This window comes from Pedobacter riviphilus (assembly GCF_014692875.1).
GTDB classification, from domain to species: domain Bacteria; phylum Bacteroidota; class Bacteroidia; order Sphingobacteriales; family Sphingobacteriaceae; genus Pedobacter; species Pedobacter riviphilus.
Genome location: NZ_CP061171.1, coordinates 4,105,311 through 4,117,229 on the forward strand (window position 1 = coordinate 4,105,311; position 11,919 = coordinate 4,117,229).

9 protein-coding genes are annotated in these 11,919 nt (G+C 38.1%); 2 read left to right on the top strand and 7 right to left on the bottom strand.

Annotation, left to right across the window (positions count from 1 at the left end; genetic code table 11):
* Nucleotides 1-142 precede the first annotated feature (142 nt).
* From H9N25_RS16840 to H9N25_RS16860, 5 genes are all read right to left on the bottom strand, one after another.
* Entirely contained in the window at nt 143-505 is a 363-nt protein-coding gene (locus tag H9N25_RS16840) for a hypothetical protein (protein WP_190326627.1), read from the bottom strand.
* Nucleotides 506-611: 106 nt separating this feature from the next.
* A complete protein-coding gene (locus tag H9N25_RS16845) occupies nt 612-3,059 on the bottom strand; it encodes an outer membrane beta-barrel family protein (protein ID WP_190326628.1) in 2,448 nt (815 codons plus the stop codon).
* Nucleotides 3,060-3,196: 137 nt separating this feature from the next.
* The gene (locus tag H9N25_RS16850) at nt 3,197-5,650 is read right to left on the bottom strand and encodes an outer membrane beta-barrel family protein (protein WP_190326629.1); all 2,454 of its coding nucleotides are present in this window, start codon (nt 5,648-5,650) and stop codon (nt 3,197-3,199) included.
* Nucleotides 5,651-5,819: 169 nt separating this feature from the next.
* Complete coding sequence (locus H9N25_RS16855) at nt 5,820-7,562, bottom strand: PspC domain-containing protein (RefSeq protein WP_190326630.1); 1,743 nt, start codon at nt 7,560-7,562, stop codon at nt 5,820-5,822.
* 17 nt (nt 7,563-7,579) lie between these two features.
* Complete coding sequence (locus H9N25_RS16860; protein WP_029275299.1) at nt 7,580-7,915, bottom strand: PadR family transcriptional regulator; 336 nt, start codon at nt 7,913-7,915, stop codon at nt 7,580-7,582.
* A gap of 539 nt (nt 7,916-8,454) precedes the next feature.
* Between H9N25_RS16860 and H9N25_RS16865 the strand changes: the two genes are divergently transcribed.
* Both H9N25_RS16865 and H9N25_RS16870 read left to right on the top strand, forming a co-directional pair.
* Nucleotides 8,455-9,903, top strand: a complete 1,449-nt coding sequence (locus H9N25_RS16865) for an amino acid permease (RefSeq protein WP_190326631.1) — start codon at nt 8,455-8,457, stop codon at nt 9,901-9,903.
* A gap of 213 nt (nt 9,904-10,116) precedes the next feature.
* Nucleotides 10,117-10,281, top strand: coding sequence for a hypothetical protein (locus tag H9N25_RS16870; protein WP_167297083.1), 165 nt, complete (start codon nt 10,117-10,119; stop codon nt 10,279-10,281).
* A gap of 15 nt (nt 10,282-10,296) precedes the next feature.
* On the opposite strand, the gene H9N25_RS16875 is transcribed toward H9N25_RS16870, so the two are convergent.
* Both H9N25_RS16875 and H9N25_RS16880 read right to left on the bottom strand, forming a co-directional pair.
* Nucleotides 10,297-11,193 (bottom strand): NAD(P)/FAD-dependent oxidoreductase, encoded by an 897-nt coding sequence (locus tag H9N25_RS16875; RefSeq protein WP_190326632.1) that lies wholly within the window; start codon nt 11,191-11,193, stop codon nt 10,297-10,299.
* 74 nt (nt 11,194-11,267) lie between these two features.
* The gene (locus tag H9N25_RS16880) at nt 11,268-11,894 is read right to left on the bottom strand and encodes a class I SAM-dependent methyltransferase (RefSeq protein ID WP_190326633.1); all 627 of its coding nucleotides are present in this window, start codon (nt 11,892-11,894) and stop codon (nt 11,268-11,270) included.
* Between the last annotated feature and the right edge of the window lie 25 nt (nt 11,895-11,919).

Genomic DNA, 11,919 nt, shown 5'->3' on the forward strand with positions numbered 1-11,919 from the left:
AGAACATCTTAATCATTTCCCGCAGATCACACAGATATCCGCAGATATTTCTTTATAAATTGTCAGGATGAGCGTAGTAGAAAACCATCCAGCTTTGCACGCTCTGCGTCTTCTCTCTGTGATCTTTGCGGTTAAAACACGATTATTCCGTTAATTTCTGCTTAATCCCTTCCGTAAGTTTTTTCACTTTCATATAACCTGCCAAAGAACTGTTCCGTTTATCAAAGTCGATCACTAACCAGCCTTTTTTGGCCTTAAGGTTAAACTTATCGCTGCCATTTAAGTTCACAAATAGATCAATATTCTGATCCAGTGGTAGTTCATTGCTTAAAGCACTGTCCAGGTATTTTTCCAGCTTGCCTGTTTTATCTTCGGCGTACTTTGCTTCAAATTTGAAGTCGCTATTGGTATCTGTAGCACTTATTGATAAATAACCGCCACTATTATGGCATCCATAACCTAAAGTGGTAAATAAAATCGCGATACTGTATACTATATTTTTCATTGTTTTTTGGTTAATTGTTTGAAATGGTTAACTATTTAAACTGGTTATAATTGGGGATTTACCACCCAGACCTCGGACTTCTGACTCTAGACTGAGGACTAAAAAACTAGCCCCCTGCTCTACCTTTAATATCATCGGTAGCTGTATTCCTGGAACGGGCCGATTTCACATTCTGGTTTCCGAAATTGTAGCTGATGCTGAAATTTGCCCTTCGGCTGGTGTAACGGTTCACTACGTTCATATTAATGTTCTGATAAACCAGTTTCCCTTCCCAATGGTTGGTGAGTAAAATATCATCCATGTTTAAACGCAATTTAAGCTTTTTATCCATTAAAGTTTTCTGGATTCCGGCATTTAAAGCACCTTGATAAATGGTGGTTTGTTCTACTCCTGAAACCCTTGGTGAGTTTAGCCATGCACTAATTTCGATACTAAAATTTTGAGGCAGGGTAAAAGAATTAGAAGTAAAAATATTTACCGCAGCTTTACCTGCATTATAAGCAGCTCCTTCGATGTTACCGTCATTAAATTTGCTGTAATAAACGCTTACATTGTTCTGCAGGTTCCACCACTTCGCGATCTTTACCGGAAAATACAAGTCGGCAGAATAGTTCTGGAAACGACCCAGGTTCTGGCGGATTACACTGATCACCCGGGTAGCATCATCCTGCTTACTAATTTGTGTAATCATATCACGGGTATTCGAATAGCTCAACGACAAAGAAGCTTGTTTATAACTGTAACTGATCTGATAATTATCAGTAAACTGAGGCTTCAGATAAGGATTTCCCTGATCAACCGCCAAAGGATCCATATAAAATACAAATGGATTAAGCTGTTGATAATTCGGACGGTCTACCCTTCTGCCATAAGAGTAACGGATGTTATGGTTTTCACTGATCTTTTGGTTTACAAAAACAGTTGGGAATACCGAAAGGTAATTACGGTCTACTTCTTTCTGGTCAGTTACAGAAGTGCCATTAGAGTGTGTATGTTCTGCCCTTAAGCCCAGCTGAATCTGCCACACCTTCCATTCTTTAGAGAAACTACCATAAATGGCGTTAATATTTTCTTTGTACACAAAATTGTTCGATTTACCCAGATCATTTTGCCACACCCCACCAATCAACTGCTCAGAAATAAAATCGTTCTTCGTAACTACGTAGCTGCTTTTTAAACCGGTTTCAATCTTCATTGTTTTAGAAATTGGCAAAGTGAAATCCGTTCTGGCGGCATACACGTTAATCTCGGCATCCGTATTATTTCTTAAACTGGTTTTGTTGGTCGAACTGCCACCTGCATTTAAATAATTGGCTAAAAAATTTTCATCTTTTTTATTGCTGAAACCCGAATAATCTACATCGAAAGTAAGGCCCTTGCCTTTTTTATCGAAATCGTGTTTAATGTTAAAGTTTGCCGTTAAATTACCTACAGGAGAGCTCGAATTGGCATCCTGCAAAATATAACTCAGATTAGAAGCACCATTTTGCACCGCATTGATATTGGTATTGCTAAAGTTCGTCAGCCTGGTATTTACCGTATTGGCATCTAACATTACCCCAAAAACGGTTTTCTCAGAAGCATAATAATCTGCGCCTAATTTTCCCTGAAAACCGACCCCTTTATTTTTGCGGTCGAAATTTTGCGTAAGTGTACTGGCCAAACCTTCAGATAAGGTGGTACGGGTTAAAAAGGTATTGTTAAACTGGGCCTTGCGTGCCACAGCACCATTACCGAAAATATTCCATTTCCCCTGTCTGTGGTTTAAGTTCAGGTTTACACCAGCGCGGAATAAATCGCTGGGCGAATCGGGCATAATACCCTGCCCGGTGTTTAATGAAACTGTACCATTAGTACCATAAGCCTTATTACGTTTTAGTTTGATGTTGATGATCCCGGCATTTCCGGCAGCATCGTACTTGGCAGATGGATTGGTAATGAGTTCGATAGTAGCAATCTGATCGCTGCTCATATTACTCAACAAAGTGGTAACATCAGCACCAGAGAGGAAATTCGATTTTCCATCAATCATTACCATTACACCGCTTTTGTTATTCAGTTTAATCTTATCGTTTTGGCGGTCGATCTGCACGCCTGGGGCTTTCTCCAATACTTCTAAAGCTGTTCCTCCAGTTGCTATAATGCTATTTTCTACATTCAGTACCGTCTTATCAATCTGATGTTCAATAAAAGGTTTTTTGCCCTGAATGCTCACTTCTTGTAATTGTTTGCTTAAACTTTCGATGGTGATGGTCGGCAATTTTAAATCACCATTGACTGAAAGGTGATCCGTCTTTTTACTTTTAAAACCAACAATCGAGATCGACAGTATATACTCGCCACTTTTTAACTGGTCGATTGTAAAAGTACCTTCGATATTGGTGGATACACTTTTAACCACCGTGGTATCAGGATAATTTAAAACCCGAACAATGGCAAACGATACCGGAACAGTTTTTTCATCGACGATTTTCCCCGTCAATGTATTTAATTTTTGGGCAAAAGAAGCCCCACATGCTATTAAGCATGCAACTAGCGTAAGTAATGTTTTCATGGTTTCTTCTTTTTAGGTGTTCTATTTTTAATACTGAGACAAATCTGTTATCGCAAGGCACAGTCTTCCCGGAACTTCTTCCTCCAAGCTCAGCCCCTGGACTCTAAGCTGATGGCTTTAGGCTAAGGACTAAAAAACTACCCCCCAGCTCTTCCCTTCACATCATCAGCCGCTGTTTTCCTATCCTGGTTTGATTTTAAATTCTGGTTACCAAAACTATAACTGATGCTGAATGTCGCTCTTCTGCTGATATAATTGTTCTGCACCCTTAAATTCACATTCTGATAGTCGAGCGTTCCTTTCCAGTAGTTGCTTTGGAAGATATCATCAACATTTAATCTAAGTTTTAAAGCTTTGTTTAAGAAACTTTTTTGTACGCCCATATTTAAGGCCTTTTGGTAAATTATGGTGCGTTCTATCCCGCGCACACGCGGCGAATTTAGCCAGAAATTGGTTTCTAAAGTCCAGTTATCGGGTAAAGTTATAGAACTGTTAATGTTAAAATTGTACATTACTTTACTCAATGTAAAAGGGGCTCCTTCCAGGTTATCGTCTTTAAATTTATTATAAAAAAGATTAAAATTGTTTTGAAGGCTCCACCATTTAGCAATGGTAAGCGGAAAATATAAGCCTGCTGTATAATATTGTCCGCTGCCTATATTGCCCTGTCCAACCGTAACAATCCTGGTGCTATCGTTTTGTGCAGTTTTACTGTCTAAAATAAGATCTTTAGTTTTTGAATAACTTAAAGAAAATGACAATCCACTTTTATAATTATAGCTCACTTCGAAATTATTGGTAAACTGAGGCTTTAAATAAGGGTTTCCTTGCGCAATGGTATAAGGATCCATATAAAAATTAAATGGATTTAATTGCTGGTAATTTGGCCGATCTATCCTCCTGCCGTAGGAATAACGTAAATTACTGCTCTCCGAAATTTTCTGACTAACAAAAACAGTTGGAAATAACGATAAATAATGCTGTTTTACCGATGTATTATTGGTTACCGATGTTCCTGTAGATTGGGTATACTCTGCCCGTAAACCTGCCTGAACTTGCCACTTATCCCAATCTTTTGATAAATTGGCATAAGCTGCATTTACGTTTTCTTTATAAATAAAGTTATTGCTTTGCCCTACAACATTTTGCCATTCATTATTGACCAATGCCGAGGATAAAAAATCGTTATTGGTTTTAACATAAGCACTTTTCAAACCGGTTTCTATCTTTGCAGTTTTCGAAATCGGCCAGGTAAAATCAGTTTTTGCAGCATAAATATCAATAACTGTTTTACTATTATTTTTAATCACTGTATTATTATAAACAGCACCTTTATCATCGTAAAAATTGGTGTTAAAATTTTCCAGTCCCGAATAATCAAAGCCAGAGTAATCGGCATCAAAGTTTAAACTTGCGCCTTCTTTTTTAAAATCATGTCTGATATTAAAATTTGCACTATAATTTTTGTTTGGGGTATTCGCATCCGAATATTGGATTAACGAATTATTGCCGGCAACCGCACCCTTAATTTCGTTTATAAACGTTTGAGAGAAATTATCCAACTTACGTGTATTCGTACTGCCATCAAGCATAATACCAATGGTTGTTTTTTCACCTGCGTAATAATCGGCCCCGAGTTTTGCGGCTAACCGCGATCCTGTATATATTTTCCGAAAATTCTGGTTAAAGTTACTCTGTAAACCATTGGCATTGGTGCTCCGTTCTAAAAATAAATTTGAAAAATTATTGTTTTTTGAAGCGTTGGCATTGGTGAAAAAATTCCACTTTTCTACACGGTGATTTAGGTTGAAGTTAAGCTCCGATCCGTAAATATTGGTGGGTAAGTTAGCCCTTATTGCATTACGATAGGTTGATGAAACACTTCCGTTAGTACCAAATGCCTTATTCTTTTTTAGTTTGATATTGATGATACCAGCATTGCCAGCAGCATCATATTTAGCCGATGGGTTAGTGATAATTTCAATGGTAGCAATCTGGCTGCTGCTTAAGCCATTTAGATAAACCGTTAAATCGGCACTCGATAAAAAGTTGTTCTTTCCATCAATCATTACCATTACACCCGATTTATTGTTCAATAAAATCTGGTCATTTTGCCTGTCTAACTGTACACCAGGCGCCTTCTCTAAAATTTCGAGCGCCGTACCGCCTGTTGCAATAATGCTGTTCTCTACATTAAGTACCATTTTATCAATCTGATGTTCAATAAAAGGTTTTTTGCCCTGAACGCTCACTTCTTTTAATTGTTTGCTTAAACTTTCGATCGTAATGGCCGGTAATTTCAAATCTTCGCTAAGCGCAAAGTGATTAGTCTTTTTACTTTTAAAACCCACTATTGAGATCGATAACACATATTCACCACTTTTCAACTGATCGATTGCAAACTCCCCTTCAATATTGGTCGATACACTTTTAATCACTGTGGTATCAGGATAATTTAAAACCCGAACAATGGCAAACGACACCGGAACAGTCTTTTCATCAATAATTTTCCCTGTAAGTTTATTTAATTTTTGGGCAAAAGAAGCCCCACACACCATTAGGCATGCAATTAGCGTAAATAATGTTTTCATGGCTTCTTCTTTTTTAGGCGTTATTTTTTACGGAGATAAAATCAGTGATTGTCAGCTTTTTCACAGCAACGTGATCGTCTTTCCCGCGCAGGCAGGAACCACGTAGTGTTCAGCGAAGCTAATCTTAATGCCAATTTGCATGGGAATGATTAGGCTTCGCCGGCCAGGATTATTGCTCAGGCTCAATACCCAACTCTTTTCTAACTTCCTTAATCCGGTTTGAAACAGAATCCTGATAAAGGGTATCATTAGGTTTATCTTTGTGCAAATGGTCTAAATCACGTAACTCTTGCTCTAACTGTTCCTTTTTTAGGGCCTCTTCTTTCAATTTTGCAACACATTTCAAACCATCATCTGTCATCACCCATATACTAGAATCGTTATGGTCATTTTCGCTGTCGTTACATTCCCAGGTCCAGTAATTATTAACGTAACGGTAAGCATCCTGCTTTAAAATTAATTTTGTACCCACCGGAATTTCAAGATTTAGCCTTACTTCCTGGTTTCGCCAGATGGCTCCCTTTCTCAATTGAAACCTCGGACTAAAAATCAGTTCCGAATCTTTCATTACATAATTGTAGCTAATGTTCTGTGCATTTTGCAAGGCACTTTGAAAGGTTTTGCCCTGCGATTCATATTTCTGTGTTAAACGGGTAACACCAGTTTCGCTTTTATTAATATCAATACGGATACGGTTCGGCGAAACAAACGGTCCGTCTTCAAAATCATCAACTACAATCTGGTGGCGGTTGTTCGCATCAATGTGGTAAGCCACGCTATCCTCTTTACTGAAATATTTACTTTTATCGATATTGATGGTGTACACAGGATAAGCTTTCAGGTCGGTTGTTTGTGTTAACTCCGCATGTTGCTTAAATTCTGATAAAATCTTTGCAACCTGATAGCCTGTTACTGCTACACCTACCAACCAGATAATTAACAGGGCGAAAGAAAGTGTTTTATTAGTAGTCTGTTTGTTAAAGGCAATCCTGATCGAGAATAACACCAAAGCCAAAACCGGAACAAAACATACAATAAATGCACCAAACAAAATGATCCCTCTATTGCCTTCATTAACAATGGAGAATGGGAAATATTCATAAATACTTGCATCCCAAAATCCTTGAAATATAGCTGTGCCAGTAATTAGTGCCAGTAAAAAGAGTACGCCAAATACAACGATAACACCTGCAATTACTTTAAAAATTACTTTTCCGGTGCCCGATATAAAGCGGCCGAGCCATTCGAAAAACTCACCGATAAAATTACCTAGTCGGGCAAATATCGGTTGCGCATGTTTATTTACTTCCCCCAAACGCTCCTTAACTGCCAGCAATTCTTCATCCAGGTTCTTTTGAAAACCCTGAAGGTTGGCCGGCTCGCCTTTCATTTCCATACGCTCAATACGCGATTTGGCCTTCGGCATGATGATCCAAAGTAAGGCATACACTAAAATACCCGATCCACCTAAGAAAAAAGTAAGCACCGTTGCCACCCTGATCCATTTTGGATCGGCGTTTACATAATGTGCTATACCTGCACAAACGCCTGCTACTACGCGGTCGTCCATATCGCGGTATAATTTTTTCTCGGCATACTGGTGCTGATAAGTATTATTGATTACAGGCTCTTCTTCACCTTCTTCTACTGTATCAAAATCCTTTACCTTTCCCATTTGCGCAATAACAGAATTTACGTTGGCCGAATCTACCACTTGTTTTTTCTGCTCTTCCAATTGCTCGGTTAATAGTTCGGCAATCCGGTTTTCAATATCCGTTACAATTTCAAGGTCGTCTGCATGGTTGGCAAAATATTGCTTTACTTCGTTTAGGTAAGCCTTTAAGAGCTCGTAAGCACTTTCTTCAATGTGAATAATCGTGTTTCCTATATTGATGATGATGGTCTTTTCCATTTCCTTTTTACTAATGATTATGAATTGGCTCCTTTTTGTGAAATACCTACAGCATAAGCCAGCTCCTGCCAGGTTTGATCTAGTTGAGATAAAATGCCCCGACCATCTTCGGTTAAGGTATAATATTTACGCGGCGGGCCTGAGGTAGATTCTACCCAGTTGTAGCTTAACAAACCGTTGTTTTTAAGCCTTGTTAATAATGGATATAGTGTGCCCTCAACCACCAATAGCTTTGCCGTCCTTAATTCGGCAATAATATCCGAAGCATATATTTCGCCCCGCGAGATGATTGATAAAACACAGTATTCCAGAATTCCCTTCCGCATTTGTGTTTGCGTATTTTCTGCTATCATATAACAAAGATATATGTTTTATATACTACCATGCAATACATAGTACTAAAATAAATCAAAGTAAATTTGTAAATCAATGATTATCAATGAGATAATTTTAAATAAAATTTTGTGTTTAGGAAATAATTCCTTAAAAGCTGAAAATTTTTAATGTTTTTTTTAGAAAAGCAAGGCTTTGTAATGCTTCGGTTCCTACAGTCCTGCTATCACCTATAGTCCCGATTTAGATACCTTTTAAATATAAAATATTCAATAAAATCGGGAGCTATTTGGTTCTATCAGGTTTAAGATGGAGCGGGTTGGTGTTACTATTTGTGGTTTTGGAACAGTCCCCTGTAAATAAACCCCACAGAGCGGGACTGCTGTACCCATGAAAAGCAGCACGTGGTTTTCCTAAAAAGAAGAAATTCATCTAACCGTTTAGATTTTTGAAATCGGCCCGTACACACGATACCTAAACTTTATATTATCCTCTATAATATATAAATACTATAGATTTAATATATTTTAATAATTTTGCAGCGTCTTAACTTATTTTCATGAAAAAATCTATTGCCAGCATTGTTGCTGAGGCAAACGAAAGCGGCGAAGGAACGCTCAAAAGAACTTTAGGCCCTATCAATCTTATTTTAATTGGCGTAGGCCTAACGCTTGGTGCAGGTTTATTTTCGATTACAGGCTTGGCAGCGGCCAATCACTCTGGGCCAGCAGTTACATTATCTTTTGTAATCGCGGCATTGGGCTGTGGTTTTGCGGCCCTATGTTACGCTGAATTTGCATCCATGATTCCGGTTGCGGGCAGTGCCTATACCTATTCTTATGCAACCATGGGCGAACTTTTCGCCTGGATTATAGGCTGGGATTTAGTATTGGAATATTCTGTAGGCTGTGCTACTGTCGCCATTAGCTGGTCACAGTATTTAACCAAGTTTTTAGCCAGCTTGCATATTTATCTCCCTCCGCAATTAACCTTATCCCCTTTCGAAACTGCTAAACTTGCCGATGGCTCAACCGTTAATGGTATTATTAACATCCCCGCAGCATTGGTGGTGGTATTAATGACCGCCATATTGATCCGTGGTACCAAAGGATCAGCCATTGTAAATGGAATTATTGTATTTCTTAAAGTTGGTGTGGTATTGGTTTTTATTGCGCTGGGCTGGCAATATATCGATCCGGCAAACTACCATCCATACATCCCCGAAAATACCGGAACGTTTGGTCAGTTTGGATGGAGTGGTGTTCTACGTGGTGCGGGTTTAGTGTTTTTTGTATTTATAGGCTTCGATGCCGTAGCGGCTTCGGCACAGGAAACAAAGAATCCAGCGAGAGATTTACCAATCGGTATTATTGGATCGTTGGTGGTTTGTACGGTTTTATTTGGGCTGTTTGGGCATGTAATGACGGGCCTTGCCAATTATAAAGAATTTGCCAACAGCGGTGCCCCGGTAGCCATTGCCATCGAAAAAACACCTTACGCCTGGTTAAGTCAGGCTATTATTCTGGCTATTTTGATCGGTTATACTTCAGTAATTTTAATTGATTTAATGGCACAGTCGCGAATGTTCTACTCCATTAGTAAGGATGGCCTACTGCCAAAGATGTTTTCTGATGTACACGCAAAATTTAAAACGCCGTACAAATCGAACATTATACTTTGTGTATTTATTGGACTTTTTGCGGCATTTGTCCCCATGAATGTGGTCGGCGAAATGACAAGCATTGGTACATTGTTGGCTTTTTTAATGGTTTGTATTGGCATCTTGATCTTAAGAAAAACAAATCCCGAAGCTAAACGCCCATTTAAAGTTCCTTTCGTACCATTAATCCCTATTTTAGGCATTTTAACCTGTATTGCCATGATGGTATTCCTACCTTGGGAAACCTGGTTGAGGCTGGCCATATGGTTAATTATTGGCTTAGCCATTTACTTTTGGTACGGTAAAAAGAATAGCAAATTAAAAGCACTGAAAGATAAGGCAGAATAACAGGTAATAAACTCATTATTACATACATAGCATGATTAAGCTGTTTGATTTTCTAGACAGCTTAACCATCTGTTTCTCCTCTCAATTGTATTGATAAACTTATAAATATCAGTTGAATAACAGAAAAATGTAAGTTATTAACAATTCAACATTTTTCTTGATTTTTGGCTTGGGATTTGTCTTAAGAAAATTAACCTTATTAAACTCATCTCTATGCTTATTAAATTAGACACATCCGTTTTCAGGCTTTCCAGGCACAAAGCAGAAACGATAAAAAAAAGTGTTACACCACTTACTAGAGCGCAATGGATCACGGCCGATAGAATTGTGATTGCAGCTATATTTATTGCTACTATTGTTGGTGCGATCTTATTTTAAATTTCCGATGATTGATCAAAAATCTTCAGAAATCATTTCCTTATTCATGACCACTGCAGCCATTGTTCCTGCAGCTGTTACGATAGATAGCGACCTGAATAAGGTTGCACAATCTCCTGCGGCATAAACGCCTTTGGCAGTGCTTTGCTGCTGCTCATCTACTTTTATTGTTTTTAAATCTGTTAATTCAAATCCAAGTTGCTCGTTGAAGTTGTAATGTTGTTCAACATCCGATTTAACGTATATCGCCTTTAAGGCTATTTTTTCACCATTTTTAAAAACAACATGGTCGAGATAACCATTGTTGTGCAGTAGTTCAACAACTTCATCTTCTATAATGATGATGGATTTAGATCGCAGTTTTTCAGTCTGTTCGGCACTTAACTGCGATTTACCATTAGTTAAAATCGTTAAGTCTTTATTCCAAAGATGTAAATTTTTGGCCATCTCAAACGCATAATCACCATTCATTAACAGGCCTATTTTTTCATTCTTCACCTCGTAGCCATGGCAATAAGGACAGTGTATTGCAGAAATGGCCCAACAATCAGCTAAACCCTTAATATTAGGCAATACATCTTTTAAACCAGTGGCTAACAATATTTTCCGTGCAGTAAAATTTTCTCCATTTTCTACGCCAATACTAAAACCTCCATCTATTTGCCTGGCCAAAATAGCTTTTCCTTCTAAAAATCTGACTGTTGGGTATTTCAGCACTTCTACCTTCGCAGCTTTAGCAATATCGGCAGGTTTATCGCCATCGTGCGTTAAAAAATTATGTGAATGTGGGGTCTGCTTGTTGCATGGCTTACCAGCGTCGATTACCAAAACATTTCTGGTCGCCCTACTCAAAGCTAAAGCAGCAGATAAACCAGCGTAGCTCCCACCAATTATGATTACATCAAAATCCATATCTAAATCTTTTCATGCAAAGATCTAAAACGAATCATCAAACGCAACATTATTGCATTAAAATAAAGTCATTTTTATTTCCTGAAGATTGTTGCCTTGATAAAACCGCTATAATAGAGCCTTTCCTCAACAATCTGATAATTAGCTTTGAAAAAATAAGGGGGCATATCGATCAGTTTATCTGCCTCTACAATACCCAGCAATTTAAAAAAGCTATACATCAATCCGAGCATCAGTCTCTTCCACCAGTTTCCATTGACTTTATTGAGCGAAAAATCGACCAGAAACCATAGTCCGTTTTTCTTTAAATATTCATTTAACTGTCTAAACACCTTTGCAGCACGTTGCTCAGCAAAATTATCGAATAGAAAAGGTGTTAAAATTATATCAAATAACATGTCAGTTTTAAAATTCTCTATGCCAACATTCATAAATTCGACCTGGTTGTCTTTATAGTTTCGTTTTTGAGAAAGCGCAATCATTTTAGCAGATATTTCTACATAAACGATCTTTAAGCCATTGGTATAAATCTTCGCGAGTTCTTCCAAGATCCACCCGGTTCCACCACCTACAATTAGTACACGGCTATTTTCCTGAATGTACGGGAGTTGATTGATCTGTGCATTAACCTGGGATTTAAAAAACACCAAACGACTTAAAGTATCGTAATGATTGGCTATTTTATCGTAGTTGTTAAGCATAGTATCGGGTATTGAGTATCAAGTA

Bases quoted from the DNA above. Each gene is read 5' to 3' on its own strand.
- H9N25_RS16865 (WP_190326631.1), top strand. From the start codon at position 8,455: ATGAAAAAATCTATTGCCAGCATTGTTGCTGAGGCAAACGAAAGCGGC.
- H9N25_RS16875 (WP_190326632.1), bottom strand. From the start codon at position 11,193: ATGGATTTTGATGTAATCATAATTGGTGGGAGCTACGCTGGTTTATCT.
- H9N25_RS16880 (WP_190326633.1), bottom strand. From the start codon at position 11,894: ATGCTTAACAACTACGATAAAATAGCCAATCATTACGATACTTTAAGT.
- H9N25_RS16850 (WP_190326629.1), bottom strand. From the start codon at position 5,650: ATGAAAACATTATTTACGCTAATTGCATGCCTAATGGTGTGTGGGGCT.
- H9N25_RS16870 (WP_167297083.1), top strand. From the start codon at position 10,117: ATGCTTATTAAATTAGACACATCCGTTTTCAGGCTTTCCAGGCACAAA.
- H9N25_RS16845 (WP_190326628.1), bottom strand. From the start codon at position 3,059: ATGAAAACATTACTTACGCTAGTTGCATGCTTAATAGCATGTGGGGCT.
- H9N25_RS16855 (WP_190326630.1), bottom strand. From the start codon at position 7,562: ATGGAAAAGACCATCATCATCAATATAGGAAACACGATTATTCACATT.
- H9N25_RS16860 (WP_029275299.1), bottom strand. From the start codon at position 7,915: ATGATAGCAGAAAATACGCAAACACAAATGCGGAAGGGAATTCTGGAA.
- H9N25_RS16840 (WP_190326627.1), bottom strand. From the start codon at position 505: ATGAAAAATATAGTATACAGTATCGCGATTTTATTTACCACTTTAGGT.